General features: G+C 42.1%; 23 protein-coding genes. 11 read left to right on the top strand and 12 right to left on the bottom strand.

Annotation, left to right across the window (positions count from 1 at the left end):
• Positions 1-4: 4 nt before the first annotated feature.
• Both GUA46_RS02545 and GUA46_RS02540 read left to right on the top strand, forming a co-directional pair.
• A complete protein-coding gene (locus GUA46_RS02545; protein ID WP_176619173.1) occupies positions 5-892 on the top strand; it encodes an AEC family transporter in 888 nt (295 codons plus the stop codon).
• Between the two features lie 55 nt (positions 893-947).
• Positions 948-2,243 (top strand): Zn-dependent hydrolase, encoded by a 1,296-nt coding sequence (locus GUA46_RS02540; RefSeq protein WP_176619172.1) that lies wholly within the window; start codon positions 948-950, stop codon positions 2,241-2,243.
• Positions 2,244-2,277: 34 nt separating this feature from the next.
• Here GUA46_RS02540 and GUA46_RS02535 read toward each other — a convergent pair whose 3' ends face one another.
• On the bottom strand, positions 2,278-2,952 hold the full coding sequence (locus GUA46_RS02535; RefSeq protein ID WP_176619171.1) for a lysoplasmalogenase: 675 nt from the start codon (positions 2,950-2,952) through the stop codon (positions 2,278-2,280).
• Positions 2,946-3,419, bottom strand: coding sequence for a CYTH domain-containing protein (locus GUA46_RS02530; RefSeq protein WP_176619170.1), 474 nt, complete (start codon positions 3,417-3,419; stop codon positions 2,946-2,948). Before GUA46_RS02530 ends, GUA46_RS02535 begins: the two co-directional genes overlap by 7 nt.
• Before the next feature lie 27 nt (positions 3,420-3,446).
• On the opposite strand from GUA46_RS02530, the gene dinB reads away from it, so the two are divergent.
• Entirely contained in the window at positions 3,447-4,547 is a 1,101-nt protein-coding gene (gene dinB / locus GUA46_RS02525) for a DNA polymerase IV (RefSeq protein ID WP_176619169.1), read from the top strand.
• A gap of 33 nt (positions 4,548-4,580) precedes the next feature.
• Here dinB and GUA46_RS02520 read toward each other — a convergent pair whose 3' ends face one another.
• Positions 4,581-7,361 (bottom strand): M16 family metallopeptidase, encoded by a 2,781-nt coding sequence (locus GUA46_RS02520; protein ID WP_176619168.1) that lies wholly within the window; start codon positions 7,359-7,361, stop codon positions 4,581-4,583.
• A gap of 222 nt (positions 7,362-7,583) precedes the next feature.
• Here GUA46_RS02520 and GUA46_RS02515 point away from each other — a divergent pair, with 222 nt between their 5' ends.
• Positions 7,584-8,162, top strand: coding sequence for a TetR/AcrR family transcriptional regulator (locus tag GUA46_RS02515; protein ID WP_108245732.1), 579 nt, complete (start codon positions 7,584-7,586; stop codon positions 8,160-8,162).
• Positions 8,163-8,211: 49 nt separating this feature from the next.
• Here the strand turns inward: GUA46_RS02515 and GUA46_RS02510 are convergent, their stop codons facing one another.
• The 8 genes from GUA46_RS02510 to GUA46_RS02475 form a co-directional block, all read right to left on the bottom strand.
• Positions 8,212-8,760: a carboxymuconolactone decarboxylase family protein gene (locus GUA46_RS02510; RefSeq protein WP_108245731.1), complete on the bottom strand. Its 549-nt coding sequence runs from the start codon at positions 8,758-8,760 to the stop codon at positions 8,212-8,214.
• 34 nt (positions 8,761-8,794) lie between these two features.
• On the bottom strand, positions 8,795-8,953 hold the full coding sequence (locus tag GUA46_RS02505) for a hypothetical protein (protein WP_159075794.1): 159 nt from the start codon (positions 8,951-8,953) through the stop codon (positions 8,795-8,797).
• A 93-nt stretch (positions 8,954-9,046) separates the two neighbouring features.
• Complete coding sequence (locus GUA46_RS02500; protein WP_176619167.1) at positions 9,047-9,895, bottom strand: helix-turn-helix domain-containing protein; 849 nt, start codon at positions 9,893-9,895, stop codon at positions 9,047-9,049.
• Positions 9,896-10,026: 131 nt separating this feature from the next.
• The gene (gene pyk, locus GUA46_RS02495; protein ID WP_176619166.1) at positions 10,027-11,469 is read right to left on the bottom strand and encodes a pyruvate kinase; all 1,443 of its coding nucleotides are present in this window, start codon (positions 11,467-11,469) and stop codon (positions 10,027-10,029) included.
• Between the two features lie 2 nt (positions 11,470-11,471).
• Positions 11,472-11,942, bottom strand: a complete 471-nt coding sequence (locus GUA46_RS02490) for an IPExxxVDY family protein (protein WP_176619165.1) — start codon at positions 11,940-11,942, stop codon at positions 11,472-11,474.
• Between the two features lie 105 nt (positions 11,943-12,047).
• Entirely contained in the window at positions 12,048-12,785 is a 738-nt protein-coding gene (rnc, locus tag GUA46_RS02485) for a ribonuclease III (RefSeq protein WP_108245727.1), read from the bottom strand.
• A 9-nt stretch (positions 12,786-12,794) separates the two neighbouring features.
• Complete coding sequence (gene fabF, locus GUA46_RS02480) at positions 12,795-14,045, bottom strand: beta-ketoacyl-ACP synthase II (RefSeq protein ID WP_176619164.1); 1,251 nt, start codon at positions 14,043-14,045, stop codon at positions 12,795-12,797.
• 102 nt (positions 14,046-14,147) lie between these two features.
• Positions 14,148-14,381 (bottom strand): acyl carrier protein, encoded by a 234-nt coding sequence (locus GUA46_RS02475; RefSeq protein WP_009778413.1) that lies wholly within the window; start codon positions 14,379-14,381, stop codon positions 14,148-14,150.
• A 162-nt stretch (positions 14,382-14,543) separates the two neighbouring features.
• Here GUA46_RS02475 and purN point away from each other — a divergent pair, with 162 nt between their 5' ends.
• The 4 genes from purN to GUA46_RS02455 all read left to right on the top strand — a co-directional run bounded on the left by purN (position 14,544) and on the right by GUA46_RS02455 (position 18,688).
• Positions 14,544-15,107 carry a phosphoribosylglycinamide formyltransferase gene (purN, locus tag GUA46_RS02470; RefSeq protein ID WP_176619163.1) on the top strand — a complete coding sequence of 188 codons (564 nt, stop codon included), beginning with the start codon at positions 14,544-14,546 and terminating at the stop codon, positions 15,105-15,107.
• A complete protein-coding gene (locus GUA46_RS02465; RefSeq protein WP_176619162.1) occupies positions 15,107-15,742 on the top strand; it encodes a ribonuclease H1 domain-containing protein in 636 nt (211 codons plus the stop codon). The genes purN and GUA46_RS02465 overlap by 1 nt, the downstream gene beginning before the upstream one ends.
• 76 nt (positions 15,743-15,818) lie before the next feature.
• Complete coding sequence (locus GUA46_RS02460; RefSeq protein ID WP_176619161.1) at positions 15,819-16,745, top strand: PfkB family carbohydrate kinase; 927 nt, start codon at positions 15,819-15,821, stop codon at positions 16,743-16,745.
• A gap of 44 nt (positions 16,746-16,789) precedes the next feature.
• Positions 16,790-18,688: an amidophosphoribosyltransferase gene (locus GUA46_RS02455; RefSeq protein ID WP_176619160.1), complete on the top strand. Its 1,899-nt coding sequence runs from the start codon at positions 16,790-16,792 to the stop codon at positions 18,686-18,688.
• Positions 18,689-19,352: 664 nt separating this feature from the next.
• Here the strand turns inward: GUA46_RS02455 and GUA46_RS02450 are convergent.
• On the bottom strand, positions 19,353-19,961 hold the full coding sequence (locus GUA46_RS02450) for a superoxide dismutase (protein ID WP_176619159.1): 609 nt from the start codon (positions 19,959-19,961) through the stop codon (positions 19,353-19,355).
• A gap of 120 nt (positions 19,962-20,081) precedes the next feature.
• Between GUA46_RS02450 and GUA46_RS02445 the strand changes: the two genes are divergently transcribed.
• The 3 genes from GUA46_RS02445 (at position 20,082) to GUA46_RS02435 (ending at position 25,897) form a co-directional block, all read left to right on the top strand.
• Positions 20,082-23,207 (top strand): UvrD-helicase domain-containing protein, encoded by a 3,126-nt coding sequence (locus tag GUA46_RS02445; protein WP_176619158.1) that lies wholly within the window; start codon positions 20,082-20,084, stop codon positions 23,205-23,207.
• Between the two features lie 14 nt (positions 23,208-23,221).
• Positions 23,222-24,415 carry a glycine C-acetyltransferase gene (gene kbl, locus GUA46_RS02440; RefSeq protein WP_176619157.1) on the top strand — a complete coding sequence of 398 codons (1,194 nt, stop codon included), beginning with the start codon at positions 23,222-23,224 and terminating at the stop codon, positions 24,413-24,415.
• Between the two features lie 123 nt (positions 24,416-24,538).
• Positions 24,539-25,897, top strand: a complete 1,359-nt coding sequence (locus GUA46_RS02435) for an OmpA family protein (protein ID WP_176619156.1) — start codon at positions 24,539-24,541, stop codon at positions 25,895-25,897.
• Positions 25,898-25,926 lie beyond the last annotated feature (29 nt).

The following is a 25,926-nucleotide window of genomic DNA, read 5'->3' as shown; positions in this document are numbered from 1 at the left end:
CCTTATGGGAATTGGAAAAGGAACCTCGGAGTATAGGACAGCCAAACTATTGGTGCCCTCTTTGGCGCCTGGATTGTCGTCCTTCCCTTTTATTTTGGAGTTTCTCGGCGAAGAATATTTGGCCAAGGCAGCGATGTCCGACCTTGGAAATAAGGTTTTTGTACTCTTTTTTCTCTACTTAGTGGCCATGAACTGGCATTACGGCCTTCAATTAGATAAAAAGAAGAATGGAGGAACCAAATTGAAACCATTGATCAAAGCAATGGTCTCGGAACCTGTAAATGTATTCATCGCGGCAGCACTTGTTTTACTTGCTTTTGGACTACATATGGATTCCCTTCCCTTCTTTTTGAGCGAAACCCTTGAAAAATTAAGCTTGATCATGACGCCGTTGGTATTACTCTTTATAGGTCTTGCGGTAAAAATCAAAAGAAAACAGTTCTTCCAGATTTTTTCCTTGCTCTGTACACGTGCAGGCTTGGTACTGTTGATTTCAGCGATATTCGTAACGGTAGCCGGAATAGAAGCCCGGAATGAAATTTTGTTGACCATGGCCTTTGGACTTAGCGCCTGCAGTTTTTGGCCCTATGCCCACATAGCCGCCGTGGATAGCATGGAAATGGACAAAAAGTCGAAAAGAAGAACATTTAGTGGCGATTTTGGAGTGGCAATTCTAGCATTGTCGTTCCCACTTTCAACAATGCTCATATTGGCAACCTTGAACAGTGGTTCGTTCTTTGTGAATCCCGTCAATATTTTTATGGTCGCCGTTGCTCTTTTAGGGATTGGTTTTATAATTCCCCTGTGCAGTGGTATCAGTAAAAAAAAGTGGTCGGAGCAAAAATTGATTGACCACGAAATAAGATCGACCGCCACAGAAAAAGCTGCTTAGTCATTTTAGCATATTTTTCTTTCTAATTCCCTATTTTTAAGGAAACCAGGAAATTATGAGACAACTGTTCATCACTGTTCTTTCCATTCTTTTAATTGGGACCCTATCAGCTCAGCAATCCAACATAAAAGTCGACCAAGACCGTCTTGAAAAGAGAATTTTCGACCTTGCAGAATTTGGGATTCAACCAAATGGCGAAACGGAGCGTGTTGCTTTTAGCGATGCGGATATAGAGGGTAGAAATTGGGTGATCAAGACGCTAAAGGATTATGGAATGACGGTGACGGTAGACCCCGCTGGAAATATTATAGGGAAAAGAAACGGGAACGACCCTTCTTTAAAACCTATTGCCTTTGGTTCCCATATCGATAGAGTACCGAACGGAGGAAATTATGATGGCTGCGTGGGCTCAATGGCCGCGTTGGAGGTCATCGAAACTTTGAACGAGAACAATATTACCACCAACCACCCTCTTGAGGTCATCATTTTTCCGAATGAAGAGGGCGGTGTTATGGGAAGCAGGGCCATGGCCGGCAATTTGGGAAAATCCGCACTTGGGGTGGTCAACTCCACCGGTTATTCCATGGGCGAAGGCATTATGCGCATGGGTGGAGATACCACAAAACTGAAAGAAGCGAAACGCGATAAAGGTAGCTTGGCCGCTTTTCTGGAACTTCATATTGAACAAGGGGGCAAACTCGAAAAAGAAGGTTTGAACATTGGGGTAGTAGAAGGTATTGTAGGTCTCAATTGGTGGGATGTGGTCTTTACAGGTTCTGCCAATCACGCGGGCACCACTCCAATGAACGCTAGACAGGACGCACTCTTGACAGCTGCCAAATATATTGTTGCGGTAAACGAGATTACCAATAGCTTCGAGGGAACTCAGGTAGGTACAGTAGGACGAATCAAAGCGGAACCTGGAGCACCCAATGTAATACCGGGAAAGGTGACCGCCAGTCTTGAAATCCGTGACCTCTCTTTGGAAGTGATTCAAAAAGTATATCAGGCCATCAAGAAAAAAACCGAACAGATTGCCAAGGAATCCAATGTTACCGTTGAGTTTTTACCGTTGGACACCACAGCAGAACCGGCCCTGACGGATACCGCTATCCAAAACGAAATAGAATCCTCCGCGAAGGCCTTGGGACTTAGCTACAAATATATGCCCAGTGGTGCCGGACATGATGCGCAGGACATATCCAGATTTGCTCCTGTTGGGATGATTTTTGTTCCCAGCAAGGGAGGTATTAGTCATTCACCCAAAGAGTTTACATCAGCCGAAGATATGGCCAATGGAGCCAATGTGCTCTTGCAAACTATTTTGGCTTTGGATAAAAAATTAGATTAAGCCTTTGGTTTATTTGAACTTCAATTTCATTTAATCATCGCTTCTTCTCGGAAATAATTTGATACCCTGCATTCGCAATCAATCCGATACTCAACCAATAAGTACTCAAAATCAATGGCCCTGAGAGGTAAAACGGGCTCTTGAATTTGGAAATCGCCAATAGTGCATCAGAAAGCATAAAAAATAATACGGCCATAGCCATAAGAGCATGTGCGTTGTTCCTTTCCCTCATGTACAGGCCAACTCCTTGCCATGCCATAAAAGTTATTATTAATACATACATGGAAACAGGTAGCAACAAATCTCCCAAACCAGGTCTTAACCAATAGAACAGAACTCCGGCAATACCGAAAAGAACCAGAAAAGCAATCCAGTTTTTGTAAAATCCCATGTATTGGATAAATGATACGGAGAATAAAATATGGGCCACTAAAAATGCCACAAGTCCAAATAAAAAATATGCGTCAAATAGCAACAGAACATCCCCCAACAAACAGAACACTAAACCAACGATAACCAATCTTCCAAATGTAACATGGCCATTCTTTGGCGCAAAAAATGGTAAGGCAATTACCAAAATCGTAGTCAATGGCTTGAAGAACATAAAAAGTGCTCTGTCATTGTAAAATCCAAAATAAATGGCCAAACATGCGGAAACCAATATAAAGATATTGATGAGCTGCCTTGTTCTGTTAGATTTGGCTACCATTCTTTATACGGTTTTATACTCAATTGCGAATTGTAATATTGCACTTGGCCGGTGACTTCTTGGCCCAGCCAGTCCGGTCTTTCAAAACGTTCATCTTCATGTGAGAGCTCCACCTCTGCCAAGACAAGTCCCTTGTTCTCTCCCAAAAACTCATCCACCTCAAACGTATGCTTGCCCAACGGCACTTCAAAACGGACTTTTTCGAGTATACCGGCTTCACACAGGTCGATAAGATTAGCTGCCTCTGCAACCGAAATTTCGGTCTCCCATTCAAAGCGCGTGGTCCCCGATTCGTTACTGGCGCCTTTTACTGTTAAAAAGCCCTTTTCTCCCCTGATCCTGACCCTAACGGTCCTTTCCGGGTCCGTATTCAGGAATCCCTGTACAATTCGGGTCTGTGATGTGGCCTGCTGTTTGAAGGTCTCCGATTTGACCAAAAATTTTCGTTCTATTTCCAAATGTTCCATCAAACTAAATATACCCTAAATTTGAAAATGGACTTTGATTTTCCCTTAAGAAAAATAATTCATGTGGATATGGATGCCTTTTACGCGTCCGTGGAACAGCATGATAATCCGGAATTAAAAGGGAAGCCCATTGCCGTTGGTGGCGGTTCCAAGCGTGGGGTAGTATCCGCAGCAAGTTACGAAGCACGGAAATTTGGTGTGCGAAGTGCCATGGCAGGCAGTATTGCTGCAAGAAATTGTCCCGAGCTCATATTCGTAAAACCCCGCTTTGACCGTTATAAAGAGGTTTCGAACCAGATTAGGAGCATCTTTTTTGAATGGACCGATTTGGTAGAACCCCTTTCTTTGGACGAAGCCTATCTTGATGTCACCGAAAATAAAAAAGGGAATCCCTCTGCTACCTTGATTGCTAAGGAAATCCGTCAAAAAATCTTTGAAAAAACCGGGTTGACGGCCTCGGCAGGAATTTCCATTAACAAGTTTATCGCCAAAGTGGCCAGCGATTACAACAAACCCAACGGACAGAAAACCGTAAACCCCGAAGAGGTAATAGAGTTTTTGGAAAATCTGGACATTCGGAAGTTTTATGGCGTGGGCAAGGTGACCGCAGAAAAAATGTACCGCTTGGGAATATTCACGGGCAAGGACCTTAAAGAAAAACCAGCGGAGTTCCTGGAACAGCATTTTGGGAAAAGTGGAGGCCATTATTTTAATGTAGTAAGGGGAATTCATCTCAGTGCCGTAAAGCCGCACCGTATTCCGAAATCCGTTGGGGCGGAACGGACCTTTTTTGAAAATCTGAGCAGTGAAATCTTCATGCTGGAAAAGTTGGAGAACATTGCCAGTGAACTGGAAAGAAGGCTCCAAAAATCAAAAATTGCCGGGAAAACGGTCACTTTGAAAATCAAGTACAGCGATTTTACCCTACAGACCCGCAGCAAGACGCTTCCCTATTTTATTGCCAATAAGGATTTGATATTGGAAACCGCCAAGGAGCTTTTGTACCAATCCACTTTGGAAAATTCGGTTCGATTGCTGGGTATTTCCTTGGCCAACCTTAACACGGAAAAAGAGAAAAAGACCGAAGAAAAAGAATCGGTGCTCGTTCAGCTCAAATTTGATTTTTAAAAGAAAAGCCCCCCTTTCGGGAGGCTATCCTATTTAATTCTTGATATCCGTTTCCGTAGGTTTTACTGCTGGTTTTTTAGGATTCCCATCCGCATCGATCTCAACAATATTATCAAAACCAAGCGCATCCAGTTTGTCGATGATCTCGGCACGATCTCCCACCATAAACCAGTTCACTTTTCCAGGCTGAACCACCTCATTACTCACTTTCTTTATATCATCCACAGAAAGGCTTCTAACATTCTGATCATACTTTTGATAGTAATCATCGGGTAGATCATACCGAATCAAACTCCTCACCGAGCTGTTTACCGAACTATTGGTTTCCCATTGCCCGGGAAGCTTCAATACCTGATTGGTCTTCACCTTTTCCAACTCTTCGCCGGTGGCAGGCCTTGTAGAGGTAAATTCGGATATTTCCTTTCTTATTTCGGTCACGGATTCTGCTGTTTTATCCGTCTGTACCGGTGCATAAACAATAAAAGGGCGTTCTTCTTTGGATCCCAGCACAAAACCGCCAGCTCCGTAGGACCAGTGTTTGTCTTCCCTCAAATTCATATTGATTCTAGAGGTAAAATCTCCTCCGAGGATATTCACCATTTGTTCCAAAGCAATTTCATTGACCCCTCCGTACTTTTCGGTCAGGTGTCCGGCCAAAATCACGGATTGTTGGGATTCTGGTCGGTTCATTAAATACAGCGTATTACTGGAGCCGGTCTTGGGCTGATTGAAAGCGATGGTAGGAACATCGCCTTTTTTCCATTTGCCCAACGTCTTTTCCAATTTGGATTTCAATTCACTCATTTCCACATCCCCTGTTACTATCAATGTGGAATTGTTCGGCTTGAACCAGGTGTTATAAAAATTAACTACATCGTCCCTTGTCAAGTTCGAGACCGAGTCTTCATATCCTGTACCTGTATAAGGACTACTGTAGGGATGGTCCTCTCCATAAAGATATTTGTTCATCACCCGCAAGGCCATGGTGATGGGCTGTGATTTCTCCTGTTTTATATTATTGATTTGCTCCTTTTGTAATCTTTCAAACTCCTTTTGAGGAAATACCGGGTTGAGTAAAACGTCCATAAACAAATCCAGACTGGCATCCAAACTTGGCTTTAGGGTACTCATATATACATTGGACTCATCTTGGCTGGAGAAAGTACTCAAAGAGGCTCCCAAGAGCTGTAATTGCTCGTTTATTTCCAAAGAGGTCTTGTCCTTTGTTCCCTCATCCATTAAGTTCATGGCCAAATTTGCCGTACCGGGGCTGGACAAATAATCGGTTTTGTAACCGGCATCGGCCACCAAATTGATGATTACCGTGGGCACCCCCTTACGCTGCGCCAACACCACGTTAAGTCCGTTGGATAATTGCATACGCTGCAGCTCTGGGAATTTTGAACTTTTTGGCGCTCCGAGCTCTGGCAATTTGCTTCTGTCCACCGAAGATTCTACGATATCATATTCAGGAAATGGTCGGCAGATTAAAATATGTTTCCCTTTTGTTAGCCATTTTTCCGCTGTTTTCCTAAGGTCTTCGGCCGTTGCATCTTCAACATATTTTAATTGTGTTTTGTAGTATGATGCATCGCCATGGTAGGTTTGATTGGAAGCCAAAATATCGGATACCCCTCCAAATCCACCGATTCGTTCCAAGCCTTTAATGAAATTAGCAAAGTAATTGGCCTTTACCCTTTTCAGTTCTTCTTCGGTAGGTCCTTCTTTGATAAATCTTTCGATTTCGGCCTCAAGTTCCTTTTCCAATTTTGCGGCATCCTCTCCTTGCTTCACATTTAACCAAGTGATGAACTGGCTTGCAATTTCGCTGGATGATTGAAAAGAGACCGCGGCACTGGCGGATTGGTCTTGATAGATGAATTTTTGGTACAACCTTGAATTTTTTCCACTCGTTAAAATGGCAGAAATCAAATCAAAGTGAAGGTCTTCCCTTGATCCAAATGGAGGTGTGTTCCAAGCGAACAATACTCTGGTCTCCGGAACACGGTCTTGATATTCTTGACGGGAGTCGTAAATCTTATTGGGTATGTTCACCTCTTGTCGCTCTACCGTAGGGCCTGAGGGTATATCCCCAAAATATTTAATCACTTTTTGATGCACTTCTTCGGCATCAATGTCCCCTGCTACGGCGACCACCGCATTAGCAGCACCATAATAGGACTTAAACCATTCCTGTACATCTTCTAAAGAGGCGGCGTTCAAATCTTCCATTTCTCCGATTACGGTCCAGGAATAGGAGTGCCCTTTTGGATACATGGCCTTGGTCAGATAATCCCATTGCATCCCATAAGGTTGGTTTTCGCCTTGCCTTTTTTCATTTTGAACAACCCCACGTTGCTCATCCAGTTTTTCTTGGTCAATCGCTCCCAATAAATGTCCCATTCTGTCAGATTCCAAGAACAACACTTGATCTAAAGCAGAAACGGGCACATTTTGGAAGTAGTTGGTTCGGTCCGTGTTAGTGGTTCCGTTCAAATCGGTACCCCCGATGCTCTCCAATGCTTGAAAATAATCGGTGTTGTAGTTCTCACTTCCGTTGAACATTAAATGCTCAAATAAGTGTGCAAAGCCACTTTTGCCCGGTTTTTCGTTTTTAGACCCTACGTGGTACCAAACATTCACCGCAGCGATTGGTGCTTTGTGATCTTCATGGACCAAAAGCGTGAGTCCATTTTTTAAAGTGTAGGTTTTGTAATCGATGTCGATGTCATCGGCTTTGAACTGAAATCCTTGCCCAAAACTCATTAAACAGGAAAGAAGGCCTACAAATGAGGCCAGAAGTAATTTTTTCATTTCTGTTGTTTTTAGTTATTTGATTGATAAATTATGATACACAATATAGGAAAATGTTTACAATGAGCACTATGCTAGACTGTTAGCATTCTTCTTAAAAACTAAAGAATGTAATATTTGTTTATTCAAACCGGAATAATAGTTGATAGTTGGGGCTCGAGTTACATATTTTCTTTTAATTTGTAGTACCATCGACCACCATTAACTACATTTTACTCATTTATGCAACGAAACGAATTGCACGAGCACATTATATCTTCAGCGGGAGACCTTTTCTATTCGCAGGGATATAATTCAACGGGGGTCAACGAAATCATTACCAAATGTGACATAGCAAAAGCTACGCTATATAGTCATTTTAAATCCAAAGAAGATATTTGCATTGCCTATCTTAATCAGCGACACAGTGCGTTTATTAAGAATCTCAAAGGTTATGTGAACGATAGACCAAAAGGAAAAAATCAGCTATTGGCCATATTTGACCTACTGCGGGATATGTACCTCGAGGAAAATTTTCAGGGCTGTTGGGGACTCAAGACGCTTGGCGAGCTTTCTCCTGACCAAACTACCATTCTTAGTGTAATTCAACAGCAGAAGAAAGAATTGCTCCTGTATTTGGGCGAGGTGGTTGGCGATAACATTTCCAATTTGTCCAAAGCAGAAACGGAAAAAATTTCGGGCGGACTCTACCTTTTGTATGAAAGTGCAGTTACCGAGAGCCATCTGTTCAAAAACGACTGGCCTATTTTTATGTCCAAAAGTATCGCGCCATCTCTTTTTATGGACGCAGAGCTGGTATAAAAAAGCCCCTCCAAAATGAGGGGCTTTTTTAACAAGGGATTCACTTAGATTAAGCTTTAACTCCTTCCAATGGTTGTGCCTCTGGGAAATCCACAGGAACTTTTGTTGTTCTATGGATATAGTTTGTGATTGTTTTATCCCCTACTAAAACTATGGTGTCGATCAAATTTTCCTTGGTCCACCCAGCGGCAAAAAAATCAGCCAGAACTTGCTGGTCTGTTGCTCCCCTATTTTCGGTAATGTTCTTGGCCAAACGTGCCAGCGCATCCAGTTTGCTATCAAAAGAAGCTTTTCCAGCTCTTAACTCTAGGATCTGCTCATCTGTAAAACCGTTCATCTTGCCAATAGCCGTGTGTGCGGACAAACAGTAAATACAGTTGTTTACTTGGCTTACGGCCAAATTCACCACTTCTTTTTCCTTGGCCTTCAATGAGGTTTTCGCATTGGAAAGGGCTAAATAATTGCCCAGCGCATTTTCGGAGTGTGCATAGGTGGCGAAAAGGTTGGGAACAAATCCCAGCGTTTTTTCCAGATTGTCAAAAATGGCCTGATTGGCCGTGCTTACTTCTTCTCTTTTAGGTACATTGATTGTGCTCATAATTGAATTTTTAATATGAATTATTTTTAAATGATTAATACGTCTGTACAAAGGGTTGTTCCGCATCACAATAGAAATCGTGATGATACTTTTGCTCACAGTGTTCCGCAACAGTAGCTGTTTTTACTTCGGTTTTCTGTGACGTTCTAAAAATCTCAATGAGATTAAAAATTGATCTTTCTGTGGATTTCATCTTTTATCTGTTTTTTTTATTACAGGGCAAAGATGCTCCGAAAAAGAGGGTGGGTGTTAGGAAGGATTTCCCGATGGCTTGACCAAATTTCCTTTAGGCCATCAAAAAGAGGTTTTCACGGTATTCTGATGGGCTCATTTGTGTCATCTTCTTAAAAAAACGGCTAAAATGTGCGGGGTCGGTGAACCCAAGCTCAAACGCAATTTCCTGATTTTGTTTATCGGTAAAATTGATGAGTCGTTTGGCCTCCAATGCGATTCGTTCCAGAATAATTTGTTGTGGCGACTTTTGATTGTAAATGGCAAAAAGATTGGATAGTGTTTTGGGGGATTTGTGCAACAATTCAGCATAATCGCTCACCTTCCTCTTGGTTTTGAAGTTTAGGTCCACTAACACATTGAATTTTCGGATGGTTTCAATCTGATCGTTCCCCAATGCTTTGACCATGAGCTGTTCTTTTGCCAATCGCGTGCTCATTATAATCATTCTTTTTAGTAGCATTTGAAGCATATCGCCCTGAATATTGTCGGATGTGGAGAACTCCTCAATGAAAATATCGTGCAGCAAATTGAACTTGTTCAACTGTTCTTTTGGAATAGTGATGATAGGGATATCCTGTGTTCCAAAAAACAGAATCCCATTACAGGAAACTTCGCTGTCATGATCGAATATACAGTAAAACTCCCTGTTAAAAAGTATGGCTGTAAGTGGCAATTGCACTTTGGAATAGGAAACGTGTTGTAAATATGTAACGGTAATAATCTGATTGGGCAACAGTTCCAAATCCATTCCATCTATTTGAACCGTCAAGGGGCATTTGTTCCGGTTCCATAAAAATTTAATAGTTTTTGAGGTTGTGGAGAATCGTTCCTCATCACTTTTGATATCATCCGAAAATCCTAAAATGGCTCCTAACTTGGAATCCTTGTATTCGTATCTCATTGGGAAGATTGTTCCGTTTCAGAACGATTAGTCTTTCTATTTCGCTCATACTTACAGCCCAAAAGAATTAAAGTCAAACAAAAAAGCGCACATCTTTGGATGCGCGCTTTTTATAAATCTGTTTTTCTATTTTAGAAATTGCAGCTTTCTATCTCTGTTACCCTCAAGGTGTTTACCATACCTTTTTCTTTAATGGGCATGGCCGCCAAACTTACGAGCATATCGCCTACTTCCAAGAAACCTTTTTTACATGCTATCTGGTTTACATCCTCGATGGTCTGGTCAGTGGAGACAAACTTGTCGTAGTAGAACGCCTTAACCCCCCATAAAAGGTTCAATTGGGTCAATATTCTCTTGTTCGATGTAAACACAAGGATATGTGCGGCTGGTCTCCAAGCGGAAATCTGGAAGGCCGTGTACCCACTGTTGGTCAACGTTGAGATAGCCTTTGCGGAGATTTCGTTTGCCATTAACGCGGCATGGTAACAAACCGACTTGGTTATATATCTTTTGGTACGGATGTGCGGTGGGGTCTGCGGTACCTTTATTAAATTGGAACCTTCAACACTTGAAACAATACTTGCCATTTTCTCGATAACCTGTACCGGATAATTCCCCACAGATGTTTCTCCCGAGAGCATTACGGCATCGGCCCCGTCCATTACGGAGTTGGCAACGTCGTTCACCTCGGCGCGGGTAGGGGTTAAACTGGTAATCATGGTCTCCATCATCTGGGTAGCGATGATTACAGGAATTCTTCCTTTTTTGGCACTCAACACCAATTGTTTCTGAACCAATGGGACCTCTTGTGCCGGGATTTCTACCCCTAGGTCACCTCGAGCCACCATAAGTCCGTCGGAAGCTTTTACTATCTCATCGATATTGTCCAGTGCTTCTGGTTTCTCAATCTTTGAAATCACTGGGATTTTATGCTCTGTGTGCTGCTTTATCAGGTCGTGGAGATCATACAGGTCTTGTGCATGACGTACGAATGATAGTGCTATCCAGTCCACATCTTGCTCTATTGCAAAAATGGCATCTTTGATATCTTTTTTTGTAAGTGCCGGCAAAGAAATGTTCGTGTTGGGAAGGTTTACCCCCTTTTTAGATTTAAGAGGCCCTCCTTGGATAACCTTGGCAACTACCTCGTTTTCTCCATTGGTAGATTTTACTTCAAAAATAAGCTTGCCATCGTCCAAAAGAATACGCTCCCCCGCCTTAACATCTTTGGGAAAGCTCTTGTAGTTCATGTACACCCTTTCGGCGGTGCCCTCAAACGGTTCGCCCGTTACAAAGGTAACCTCATCACCTGGAGCAACTACGGCTTCACCGCCCATTACCCCAACTCTTAGTTTGGGGCCTTGTAGGTCGGCAAGGATGGCTATATTAACTTCCAATTCCTCATTAAGCTCCCTAATCATTTTAATTCGCTCGGCAACATCTTCGTAGGCGGCATGGGAAAAGTTTATTCTAAAAACATCCACTCCTGCAAGGATCATTTCCCTTAGGGTCTCTTTTGTACTGGTGGCAGGTCCAAGGGTTGCTACAATTTTAGTCTTCTTTCTAGTTGGCATTTTTAAAAGATTAAATTTCTTTTTGATTTTAAATTCTGTGCATCCAAAGGATATGCTGTTATCACTTTGGCTATTGTGTTGATTGATTTGATTTTTTTGAGAAACAACGCTTCATCTATCGTATCTACCTTTAAAAAATAATCTACTTCTTTGCGTTCTTTCACCAAATAATCTGTTCTTCGGGAAACATTGTTTTCAAATAATCCCACAGAAGGCATTTCCTCCTCAACTTCGCACTTGTTGGAAATCAGCGTCCAATACATCTCACTCATCTCATCGTCCCAATCAAACACGGAAAAAGACATTTTTCCATTTAATTGGAGGTCCTTTTTCATTCGTTTTAGATACAGTCCACAACTGGAATTTATGGCATAGGTGATGGCATAATCTTCCAAATTACTGTGAATGGCGATGAGCGAAAAGCTTTCATCGTACAAGTCCGCCGATATCTTATGCGTCGTTAATATGCCCATAACACGAACCGTAAATATAGGCTTAATCCAATTGAATGCCTAGTCTATACAAAACAATACACTTATAAATCAAGCGAAAACGTTTGAGTTTACCATTATTTAAAGTTACTTGTTGTCTATCCTACTTTGCAGTGCAAAATAGGCTCTCTTGGATGCTTTTTCTTCAGCTTTTTTCTTGGATGTGGCCCTTGCTTTGGCGAGCATTCTATCCCCTATGGTCAGCTTTACCGCAAAGTGTTTGAGCTCATCGTTTCCGGTGTCCTCGTAAACATTGTAATTAAAGGGTTTCTTTTCTTTTTGGCACCACTCTATCACCAAACTCTTATAACTTATTACCTTGCCCTCCAACTGTTCTATATCGACATAGGGCTCAATTACCCTCTCGTTGATGAATTTTTCGCAGTAATTGTACCCTCTATCCAAATAAATAGCTCCCACGAGTGCCTCGAAAACATTTCCATGTATATTATCACCAAAATGTGCCTTGGGAATCCTGCTCTCCACATATTTGAGTAGACCGAGGTCCTTTCCCAATTCGTTTAGATGTTTTCGGCTGACCACCTTGGAGCGCATTTTGGTAAGATATCCTTCGTCCCCTTCCGGCACTTCGTTGTACAGGTGTTTTGAAATTATGGTACCCAGCATGGAGTCTCCTAGAAATTCCAATCGCTCGTAGTTCACCGGATTGCCCTCATCGTCCTTTTTGTTCATGGAACGATGAAGAAAGGCTGTTTTGTAGATTTCAAGACTCTTGGGCTTAAATCCAAGTATTCTTTTCATTCCCAAAAAAAAATCCCCATCCGAGCTTGGATGGGAATTGAATATTTTGGAAGTAAGTTTCATGTTACAAAACTACCCTATTTTTTTGAATAGTACGCAAGCGTTGTGTCCACCAAAGCCAAATGTATTGCTCATGGCAACTTTCACTTCACGTTCTTGTGCCTTGTTCAAGGTCAAGTTAAGTGAAGGGTCTATTTGCTCGTCTACCACACTATGATTAATAGTTGGGGGCACCAAACTATGTTCCATGGCCAGTATTGATGCGATGGCCTCGATTGCTCCGGCCGCTCCCAACAAGTGTCCTGTCATGGACTTGGTAGAATTGATGTTGATGTCCTTGGCATGATCCCCGAACACTTTGGAAATAGCTTTAAGCTCGGCCACGTCCCCAAGTGGTGTAGAGGTTCCATGCGTATTGATGGCATCAACGTCCTCAGGTTTTAATCCTGCGTTCATCAAACAATTTTCCATCACCTTTACTACCCCAATTCCTTCAGGATGTGGTGCGGTCATGTGGTGGGCGTCACTTGACAATCCTCCACCCAGAACTTCTGCATATATTTTAGCACCACGAGCTTTGGCGTGCTCATACTCTTCAAGTATCAGTGCTCCTCCTCCTTCTCCCAGTACAAACCCGTCGCGCGTTGCGTCGAACGGTCTGGATGCGGTCTCTGGACTGTCGTTTCTAGTGGAAAGTGCGTGCATGGCATTGAATCCTCCCATACCTGCAATGGTAACGGCGGCTTCACTACCCCCGGTTACGATTACATCGCAATGGCCCAATCTAATATAGTTAAGCGCATCGATCATGGCATTTGCCGATGATGCACATGCGGATACCGTAGTATAATTTGGCCCCATAAATCCATGTTTTATGGATATGTTACCCGGTGCTATATCGGCAATCATTTTAGGAATAAAGAAAGGATTGAAGCGAGGTGTGCCATCTCCCTCGGCATACCCCATCACTTCATTCTGAAAAGTTTCCAGTCCACCGATTCCGGCTCCCCATACAACACCTACCCTAAACTTGTCCACAACGTTCAAGTCTATTCCAGAGTCTGCTATGGCTTCGTCGGAAGAGACCAAGGCATACTGGGCGAACCTATCCAACTTTCTGGCCTCTTTTCTATCAAAGAAGTCGTTTGGATCGTATCCTTTAAGCTCGCAAGCAAACTTTGTCTTAAATTTTTCGGTGTCGAAATACGTAATGGGTGCAGAACCGCTCGTACCAGTCCGTAGTCCTTCCCAATAAGCTTCTAAATTGTTACCTATGGGGGTCAATGCTCCCATTCCGGTAACTACAACTCGCTTTAACTGCATTGAACTATTTTTTTTACCCTTTAGACCTAAATTATAAAAAAAATTATCCATGCGATAACCACCACATGGATAATTTTAAATCTTTAGCGATATATCATATAATTACTTAGCTTCTTCGATGTAGCTAATGGCCTGACCAACAGTGGCGATGTTCTCTGCTTGGTCATCTGGTATTTGGATATCAAATTCTTTCTCAAACTCCATGATAAGTTCAACAGTGTCCAAGGAATCCGCTCCTAAGTCGTTGGTAAAGCTAGCTTCAGCTACAACTTCATTCTCATCTACACCTAGTTTATCAACGATGATAGCCTTTACTCTTGATGCAATGTCTGACATAATTATTGTGGTTTTAAAAATTTAAATCGTTGGCAAAAATATAAAACTTTGGATTAAATACACTATTTGTCGATAAAATGTGATGCAAAATAAACATCTTAAAATACTGTACCTTACTTTAGCCGACGTAATTTAGTCCAAAAACCTATCAATTCCTAACGAATGAAACGAATTGTAATCTTCGCATCGGGCAGTGGGTCCAATGCAGAAAATATTATATCATTTTTTCGTGAAAAACCAGAGGTAACGGTTGCTGCAGTACTCACCAACAAACAAACGGCAACAGTTCTTGACCGATGCGAAAGGTTGAATGTGCCCGCATTTTATTTTAATAAAACTGCCTTCAGGGATTCGGATACCGTGGTTCGGTTGCTAAAAGGTTTACAAACAGATTTAATTGTACTCGCTGGCTTTCTTTGGAAGATTCCTTCCAACCTCATCGAAGCATTTCCCAACAAAATCATCAATATTCACCCCGCCCTGTTGCCCAAATATGGCGGAAAAGGCATGTATGGGGATAGGGTCCATCAGGCCGTAAAAGAAAATAAGGAGTCGGAAACCGGCATTACCGTTCATTATGTAAACGAAAATTATGATGAAGGCGCTATCATCTTTCAAGCTAAAACCGATGTGACTCCTTCTGACGATGCAAATTCAATCGCCCAAAAAGTTCATCAACTCGAATATGAACATTTCCCTAAAGTGATAGAAAAACTATTGTCCTAATGGCCAAAAAGAAAAAGTTTTATGTAGTGTGGCAAGGCAAACACCCTGGAATTTTTGAGTCTTGGAAAGATTGTAAGGCCCAGATTGAAGGATATAAAGGCGCCCAATACAAATCGTTCGCCACGTTTGAGGAAGCCAAGAAAGCCTATAATAGCAACTACATGGACTACAAGGGCAAATCCAAGGGAAAAAGTGAACTCACCCCGGAGGAACTTTTAAAAATCGGAGACCCCAATTATAATTCCATTGCCGTAGATGCCGCCTCAAGTGGCAACCCCGGCAGAATGGAGTACCGTGGTGTGGACACCAAAACCAAAAAAGTGCTTTTTCACCAAGGTCCGTTTGAACAGGGAACCAGCAATGTAGGCGAGTTTCTTGCCCTGGTACACGGTCTGGCGTTTTTACAACAGAAGAAAAGCGACCGTATCCTCTATTCCGATTCCCGCATCGCCATCGGGTGGGTTCGAAAGAAAAAGTGTGGTACAAAATTGGTCAAAACCGCCAAAAATGCCCAACTGTTCGAATTGATCGAACGAGCGGAGAATTGGCTGAAAAAAAATCGGTTCAATACCCCTATCGTTAAATGGGAGACCAAGGCATGGGGCGAAATCCCCGCCGATTTTGGAAGAAAGTAACCGTTTGCACGAACAAAGAAGCCATTTTTTGATAATTGGAACATCCATACCGTATATTTGCACAAAAAATTAGGGAATGGGCAAATTACTGATCGTGGGAACCATGGCTTTTGATGCCATTGAAACACCGTTCGGGAAAACTGGAAGAATATTGGGAGGAGCAGGAACCTTTATCGGTCTGGCCGCATCACAGTTTAAAATAAACGCTGCAATAGTATCCGTAGTGGGAGATGATTTTCCACAATCTTACATGGATATTTTAAAAAACAAGAACATAGACCTTTCAGGTGTTGAAGTTGTAAAAGGGGGCAAAACCTTCTTTTGGGAAGGCAAATACCATAACGACCTCAACTCCAGGGATACTTTAGCCACCGAATTGAATACCTTGGCGGACTTTAACCCCGTTGTTCCCAATGATTATACCGATGCCGACATTGTAATGCTCGGCAATCTTCACCCTAATATCCAACTGAGTGTAATTAATCAGATGAAAAAACGACCAAAGCTCATAGTTTTGGATACCATGAATTTTTGGATGGATAATACTTGGGATGAATTGATGACAGTGATTTCAAAAATTGATGTCATTACCATAAATGATGAAGAGGCTCGTCAGATGACCAACGAATATTCCTTGGTCAAGGCCGCCGCGAAGATTCAGGAAATGGGCCCTAAATATGTCGTTATCAAAAAAGGGGAGCACGGAGCACTTTTGTTCCATAAGGACAATATCTTCTTTGCGCCCGCCCTTCCGTTGGAAGAAGTTTTTGACCCCACCGGTGCAGGAGACACGTTTGCAGGTGGTTTCGCAGGATATTTGACCGAGGCAGGAAACATTTCCTTTGAGAGCATGAAAAACGCCATTATCCATGGATCCAATTTGGCATCGTTCTGTGTGGAAAAATTTGGCACGGACCGGATGGTCGATTTAAAAAAGAGCGAGGTCGAGGCCCGCTTGACACAGTTTAAAGAATTGACGCAGTTCAATATTGAATTAACATAAATGTTTGCCCTGAAAATTTCGGGGCTTTTTTATTTGTAATTGTTATGAGTGATCCCATTAAGCACGAATGCGGAATATCATTGATCCGTTTGCTTAAACCCCTGGAGTACTATAAAGAAAAGTACGGTACAGCTTTTTACGGCGTAAACAAGATGTACCTAATGATGGAGAAGCAGCACAACCGTGGGCAGGACGGTGCCGGTTTTGCAAGCATAAAAATGGACATGCAGCCCGGTGAGCGCTATATGAGCAGGGTTAGATCTGCACAACAGCAGCCCATTCAGGATATTTTTGCCCAGATCAACAACCGTATCAATACGGCGTTGACCGAAAACCCGGAACGCGAAAATGATGTTGACTGGCAAAAAAAGAACATTCCCTACATCGGCGAGCTTTTGATGGGGCACGTTCGCTACGGCACATTTGGAAAGAACAGTATTGAGAGCGTACACCCTTTCCTTAGACAGAACAACTGGATGCACCGTAACCTGATAGTTGCCGGTAACTTTAACATGACCAATGTTGATGAGCTGTTCGGCAACTTGATAGAACTGGGGCAGCACCCAAAAGAAAAAGCCGACACCGTTACCGTAATGGAAAAGATCGGTCACTTTTTGGATGATGCCGTGGCCAAACTTTACAAACAAATCAAAAAAGAAGGATATACGAAAAGAGAAGCGTCCGCCTTGATCGCCGAACGGTTGAACGTAGCTAAAATTTTAAGAAAGGCTTCCAAAAACTGGGATGGCGGATATGCCATGAGCGGACTGATCGGTCACGGTGATGCATTTGTGATGCGAGATCCTGCTGGAATCCGACCCGCTTATTACTATCAGGATGATGAAGTAGTGGTGGTAGCGTCGGAACGCCCCGTAATCCAAACCGTGTTCAATGTTAATTTTGACGATGTAAAAGAACTTGACCCAGGTCATGCCGTAATCGTTAAGAAAAGTGGCTCAATGGCCTTGAAAAAGATATTGGAACCTACCGAACGCAAAGCGTGTTCCTTTGAGCGCATCTATTTCTCCCGTGGTAGTGACAAAGAAATCTATCAAGAAAGAAAGCTATTGGGCAAACTTGTTTTCCCAGAAATATTGAAATCGATAGACAACGATTTAGAGAATACAGTTTTCTCCTATATTCCCAACACCGCGGAGACCTCGTTCTTTGGAATGGTGAAAGAAGCACAAAACTACCTCAACAAGAAAAAAGAGGAACAGATTTTGGCTCTGGGTTCCAAAATGACCGCGGAAGAGCTTCATAACATATTAAATATTCGTCCACGCATTGAAAAAGTGGCCATCAAAGATGCCAAGCTTAGGACCTTTATCACCCAAGATAGCAGTAGGGACGATTTGGTGACTCACGTTTATGATATTTCCTATGGTTCCGTGAAGCCTTCGGACAACTTGGTAATCATTGATGATAGTATTGTTCGAGGAACTACCTTAAAACGAAGCATCCTTAAAATTCTGGACAGATTGTCTCCCAAGAAGATAGTCGTGGTATCGTCTGCACCGCAGATTCGTTACCCTGACTGTTACGGAATTGATATGGCTCGATTGGAAGACTTTGTTGCATTTAGGGCCGCTTTGGCACTTCATGAAGATCATGGCACCACACACAGAATCAAGGAGATTTATGAAAAGTGCCTAACACAGACAGATCCAACGAATAAAAATGCAGTGAACTATGTACAAGAGTTTTACGCACCGTTCTCAGCAAAACAAATTTCAAATAAAATTGGCGAAATTCTAAGCCCCGAAGGCATCAATGCAGAAGTGGAGATCATCTATCAAACAGTAGAAGGTCTGCACAGTGCCTGCCCTAAAAACCTTGGTGATTGGTATTTCACAGGAAACTACCCAACTCCTGGAGGTAATAGAGTGGTAAACAAGGCTTTCGTCAACTTTTTCGAGGGTAAAAAAGAACGAGCATATTAAGATAATTCAAGGTAAAAGCGCACAAAACTGTGCATTTTATCGATGAAACTAACAGAATAGCGGGTTTTTATACAATCAGCAGTGTGCAATCCTACTTTAGTATCTGCCATAGCATAAGTAGGTTAAGTTCATGGTAAGATTTGGGGCAAAAAAGGTGGAAGCTATTCCACCTTTTTTATTTTCTATACTTTTCCAAACAGGTCTCCTTATCCTTTGTTTTCTTGACATTTATCAATAATCGGGCCTCTTTTAACACTTCAACCCATTTAAGGGAGTTTCATCTAAAAGCTTACAATAAAAATCAGCTCTTGGCTTACATTTGGAGGACCATAGCATAAGTAGGTTAAGTTCATGGTAAGATTTGGGGAAAGAAGCCGGAGCGTGCTCCGGCTTCTTTATGTTTGACTACCAAGGTTTTATCCATTTTATCGATGAACTGCACGTTTTCTTTTTTCTTTTAAACGCAAAATATTTTTTAAAACCCTTTGTTATTTTACACAATACCAGTATTTTAGTCTCGCCATAGCATAAGTAGGTTAAGTTTATGGTAAGATTTGGGACGAAAAGGGTGAGGACTTCCTCGCCCTTTTCTATTTTAAAAAAATTGAACAAAAAAAACCGTGCACTTTGTGCACGGCTTTTTTATTTATGAATGAACTAGTTATTATTTACTAGCCGCATAATTTTCAGAAACTTTGTCCCAGTTGATTACATTAAAAAATGCAGAAATGTAATCCGGTCTCAAGTTTTGATAGTTTAAATAGTATGCATGCTCCCAAACATCCAATCCCAAAATTGGGTAACCACCACAACCTACACCGGGCATAATAGGGTTATCTTGGTTTGGAGTTGAACATACTTCAACTTTTCCTCCTTTGTGCACGCACAACCATGCCCACCCTGAACCGAACTGGGTAGCGGCAGCAGAAGAAAACTTCTCTTTAAAGGCATCAAACGAACCAAAAGCATCGTCTATTGCAGACGCCAATTCACCAGATGGTTTTCCACCACCGTTCGGGGACATTACTTCCCAAAAAAGACTGTGGTTAAAAAATCCACCCCCATTGTTTCTAACTGCAGCGTTGGACATATCCAAACCTGAAAGGATATCTTCGATTCCCTTGCCTTCCAAGTCGGCACCTTCAATCGCACCGTTCAATTTGGTAGTGTAACCATTATGGTGCTTGGTATGGTGGATTTCCATGGTCCTAGCATCTATATGAGGTTCCAATGCATCGTATGCATACGGTAATTTAGGTAATTCAAAAGCCATATTTTTTGTTTTTTTAGGTTATTAATCAATTTATGTAAAAATACGGATTTTAACATTTATATTCCGCTAAAACCATGTTAACATCAGGTAAGGAATCCTTAATTTGCAGGAAAAAGGCTTTTGGAAGGCTCCAATTTTAAAATATACAGCGCATCTGCAGGCTCGGGCAAAACATATGCCCTTGCCAAAACCTATCTTACTTTATTGCTTTCCAACAATTCTGCTACAAAATTCCGTCAGATTTTGGCCATTACCTTCACCAACAAGGCGGTGGACGAGATGAAGACCAGAATTTTGGACAACCTGTTCGCCTTTGGTCAAGATGCAGTTCCTGAAAAACAGAAAGGTTTATTCCAATCACTTTGTGATGAACTCTTGCTCTCTGAAGAACAGTTGAGTCAACGATCGCGAATCATTCTCAAACGCATTCTTCACAACTATTCTTTTTTTGAGATTTCGACCATTGACAAGTTCAACCACAAAATCATAAAAACGTTTGCCAGAGACCTTCACCTTTCGCAAAATTTTGAGGTGGAACTTAACCTGGATTTATTGCTGGAAGAAGCCGTGGGCAGAATATTGGAGCGAGCCGGTAATGATGAAAAGCTCACCGAAGTCCTCATCGCCTTTTCCCTCGAAAAAATTGATGACGACAAAAGCTGGAACATCACTTACGATCTTATAGAAATTGGCAAACTGCTGTTTCAAGAAAATCATGTAAACCACATTGACCCATTGCGGGATAAATCCATCGGGGATTTTCAAGACATTCAAAAGCGGATAGCATCGGAAAGCAAAGCTATCGTAGAGAAGGTAAAACAATTGGCTCAAACTGTCCTTCAGGAAATAGAGAATCAAGGTTTTGATTTTGCCGATTTCCCTAGACAAACCTTGCCCAATCATTTTAAAAAAATGGTGGATGGGGAACTTGACCCAAAAAAATTGTACGCCGCCAAAACTTTGGAACCCAATCTGATTGAAGGAAAATTGCTCAAGGCAAGCGACAAAAGAGACGTGACCCAATTGGCCGTGACCATTTTGGAAAACTATCTCATCATAAAGCGACTTGTGTATCGGCACAGTTATCTCCAAAACATATATGGCAACATCGTACCCATGACGGTCCTGAACGAAATCGCCAAGGAGATAAAGAACATTGAGCTGGATAGGGACATCATTCCCATTTCCTCCCTGAACGCAATTCTGTCCAAGGAAATCAAGAACCAACCTGTACCTTTCATTTACGAGCGGATGGGCGAAAAATACCGTCATTATTTTATTGATGAGTTCCAGGACACCTCCAAAATGCAATGGGAAAACTTGGTGCCCCTTATTGGCAACGCCCTGGAAAGCGAGGACGAAAAGCACGAACGCGGTTCCCTTTTTTTGGTAGGCGATGTAAAGCAGGCCATTTATCGTTGGCGTGGCGGGCGGGCCGAGCAGTTCCTTGATCTTATAAATGGAAAATCGCACCCGTTTGTGTTAGCGCCCTCCATCCATTCCTTGGACACCAACTGGCGCAGTTCGGATGAAATCGTAAATTTCAACAACAGCTTTTTTACGGAAATGGCCCCTGTACTCCGCAATAAAGATTATCGCAACCTCTTTTTGAACGATTCACATCAAAAAACAAACAATAAGCCGGGAGGTTATATTCAAATGATGTTTTTGGATGCAAATATGGAAGACAAGGATAGTGCCTATTGCGAAGAAACCTTAAGGTCCATCCACCGTATCATTTCTGAAAATCATGCTTATTCGGATATCTGCGTGCTGGTACGCGACAATAAAAAAGGAATGTTGTTAGCGGACTTTTTGGCCCAGCAGAACATTCCCATCATTTCTTCGGATGCACTTTTGTTGGCAAAGAATGAGAAAGTCATTTTTTTGATATCCATCCTCCGAATTTTTGAAAATGCTGAAGATAGAGAGGCAGCATACCATATATTAAAGTATGTGTCCCCCGATGAAAAAGGCAAGCACAGCTTTATTAGCAAACACTTGGAGGATATTGAAACCTTCTTGGCCCAACACTATAACTTCAACATTACGGACTTGAAAGGAGAGCCGGTTTTGACCATTCTGGAAACGGCCATAGTACAATTTGAACTGTATCAAGGTTCCGTGGCCCACCTGTCCTTTTTAATGGACGAAGTGCTGGATCTGGAAAAAAGAGAAGGTCCCAGCGTGTATGCTTTCCTTAATTATTGGGCGGTAAAAAAAGAATCCCTGTCCATTGCAGCGCCCGACGGTGTGGATGCGGTAAAAATTATGACCATTCACAAAGCCAAGGGACTCGAGTTTCCTTTTGTGATTTTCCCTTTTGCCAACGCCATTTTGGATGACAAGCGGAAGAAAAAGAAAGCATGGGTTCCTGCCACAACCGACGACAAAGCTTTGGGGCTGGATGAATTCTTGATCAACAACAATAAAGATATGTTGGAGTACAACGAAGTGGCCCATCAAAAATATGTGGACGAAGAACAAAAAACGTTGCTGGATTCCATGAACGTGCTCTATGTGGCCCTCACCCGCCCCGCAAAAGGACTATTCATCATCACCGAGAGCCCAAAGAAAGATATAGCTTCAATTGATGCTGCCACGTCCTACTCTGACCTATTCCAATTATATGTTCAGCAAAAAAACATTCCTGAAAATGAAAGTGGTACTTACATCTTGGGAACCTTTCCATCAAAAGAGATGGTGGAAACTTCTTCGGAGTCTGTAGAAAACCACATCCGTTATGTGACCCGACCCAAAGATGATGTTGGATTTACGATTTCGACAAAATCCGGCCGCTTGTGGGACGATGAACGGATGGAGGCCATCGAAATGGGGAATGTGATTCACTTTGCATTGAGCCAGATTGAAACAGTTTCCGATGTTGATATCGTTTTGGAGCGTTTGGAGATTGAAGGGCATTTTCCACAGGAAGCAGCAGATGACATCAAACAAAAGATCATGTCGGTGGTGAGCCATCCAAAATTGAAGGACCTGTTCCTCGATGGTCTTGATATTTTGAACGAAAGAGAGATTTTAACAAAGGACGGGCTTTTGCTGAGGCCCGATAGAATTGTCATTTCTGGCAAGGAGGCCACCATCATAGATTATAAGACCGGGAAACCGTCGCCCAAGCACAAAGAGCAGATTGCCAACTATGCGGATATACTACGAGATATGGATTTTAAAATCAAACAATCTGTTATTGTTTATATTGACCAAGAAATAGACCCTATTTTTGTATAAAGCTAATTAAAGATATGTACGGAAAAATAAAAGAGCATTTGGCCAACGAATTGAAAGATATTGAAGAAGCTGGCCTATTTAAAAAAGAGCGAATCATTACATCTCCACAAGGGGCGGTGATAAAAATATCTACAGGTGAGGAAGTCATCAATTTTTGTGCAAACAACTACTTGGGTCTCTCCTCGCACCCAGATGTGATTCAGGCCGCAAAGGATGCCATGGACACTCACGGATTTGGAATGTCTTCGGTACGGTTTATTTGCGGGACGCAGGACATCCATAAAGAACTGGAACAGAAGATTGCAGATTTCTACGGAACGGAGGATACCATATTATATGCAGCTGCTTTTGATGCCAATGGTGGTGTTTTTGAGCCATTGCTAACAGCTGAGGACGCTATCATCTCAGATTCCCTGAACCACGCCTCCATTATTGATGGTGTGCGTTTGTGCAAGGCTAAGCGTTACCGTTATGCCAACAACGATATGGCCGACTTGGAGAAAAGCCTTAAGCAAAGTGTTGCCGATGGTGCACGCTTTAAAATTATCGTTACAGACGGTGTATTCTCGATGGATGGTCTCGTGGCTCCTCTGGATAAAATATGTGACCTAGCGGATAAGTACGATGCTATGGTTATGATAGATGAATGCCATGCCGCAGGTTTTATTGGTGAAACAGGCCGTGGTACGTTGGAAGAAAAAGGGGTGATGGACCGTATCGATATCATAACAGGAACTTTAGGCAAAGCTTTGGGCGGTGCCATGGGCGGTTATACTACAGGTAAAAAGGAAATCATAGAACTCCTACGTCAACGCTCCAGACCTTATTTGTTCTCCAACTCCTTGGCACCTGCCATTGTTGGTGCATCGATTAAAGTTTTCGAAATGTTGGATACCGATACCTCTTTGCGCGACAAGTTGCAGAGCAATACAGAATATTTCAAAAAAGGCATGAAAGAAGCTGGCTTTGATGTCATTGATGGCGATTCGGCGATCGTTCCAGTAATGTTGTACGATGCCAAGCTATCGCAAAATATGGCCGATATGCTATTAAAAGAGGGTATCTATGTAATCGGCTTCTTTTATCCGGTAGTACCTAAAGACAAGGCCAGGATAAGGGTACAGCTCTCCGCAGCCCATGAAAAAGAGCATTTGGACCATGCTATTAATGCCTTTATAAAGGTAGGAAAGTCGTTAAAGGTCATCTAAATTCGACGAAATGCAACAATTCTGACAGCAAATGAGTCAAAAAAAAAGAAATTTAGATTTTGTTAATAAGTCTTAACAACTTACATTTGCTGCTGATAAACACTTAAACTTAAAATTTTGAGCATGAAACATCTTAGCAAATTATTGGTTGTTGCTCTTGTATTTGTAGGGATCAACAGTATACAAGCGCAGGACGAAAATAATCCCTGGCAAGTTAGCATTGGGGTGAATGCGATAGACACTTATCCTACTAACGACGAGAACAATCCTTTTTCCAGTACAACATTGTTCGATGAGTACTTTAATGTATCCGATCACTGGAACATTTTGCCTTCCGTTTCTTATGTAGCCGTTTCCAAGTATGTTGGTGATGGTTTCTCTGTTGGAGCAAGAGGTTCCTTGAACAGAATTGAAAAGTTAGGAGATTTTGAAGTTGATGATCTATCTCACTATGCTATTGATGGTACAATTAAGTACAACTTTCTAAAAAACACTACTATCGATCCTTTCGTAGAAATTGGTGGTGGTTATACTTGGGTTGACGAAATCGGTGCCGGTACAGTAAATGGTGGTGTTGGTCTTAACTTTTGGTTCTCTGATAACCTTGGTTTGACACTTCAAACACAATACAAGCACGCTTTCGAAGATTACTTGGTTAAGCATTTCCAACACATGGCTGGTATCAGCATCAAATTTGGTGGAACTGATACAGACGGTGATGGTATCTACGACAAAGATGATGCTTGTCCAGAAGTTGCTGGTCTAGCTGCTTTCAACGGATGTCCTGATTCTGACGGTGACGGTATCGAAGATTCTAAAGATGCTTGTCCTAACGAAGCTGGTTCCAAAGAAATGAACGGATGTCCTGATTCTGATGGTGACGGTGTTGCCGACAAAGATGATGCTTGTCCTAACGAAGCTGGTCTTCCTGCTCTAGCTGGTTGTCCTGATGCTGATGGTGACGGTGTTGCTGATAAAGATGACGAGTGTCCTAACGAAGCTGGTCCTGCTGCAAACAACGGATGCCCTTGGCCTGATACTGATGGTGATGGTGTTCTTGATAAAGACGACCAATGTCCAGAAGTTGCTGGTACAGTAGCTAACAAAGGATGTCCTGAAGTAACTGAAGAAGTTCAGAAGCAATTGAACGATTACGCTAGAACTATCTTGTTCGATACTGGTAAATCTTCTATCAAAGCAGAATCTACTTCTGTAATGGTTGACATTATCCAAATCTTGAACGAGTACCCAACTGCTAAATTTACAGTTGAAGGTCACACTGATAGTGTAGGTAGCGACAAATTGAACCAGAAACTTTCTGAAGAAAGAGCTAACTCTGTTAGAGATTTCTTGATCGACAAAGGAATCGATTCTTCTAGATTGAGTGCAATTGGTTACGGTGAAGAAAAACCAATCGCTACTAACAATACAAGAGCTGGTAGAGCACAAAACAGACGAGTTGAAATCAACTTGGTAAAATAATTAGAAACAAAGTTTTCTAGAAAAAGGCT

Source organism: Flagellimonas chongwuensis, assembly GCF_013376415.1.
GTDB classification, from domain to species: Bacteria; Bacteroidota; Bacteroidia; order Flavobacteriales; family Flavobacteriaceae; genus Flagellimonas; species Flagellimonas chongwuensis.
This window is presented reverse-complemented; position numbering and strand designations above follow the sequence as displayed.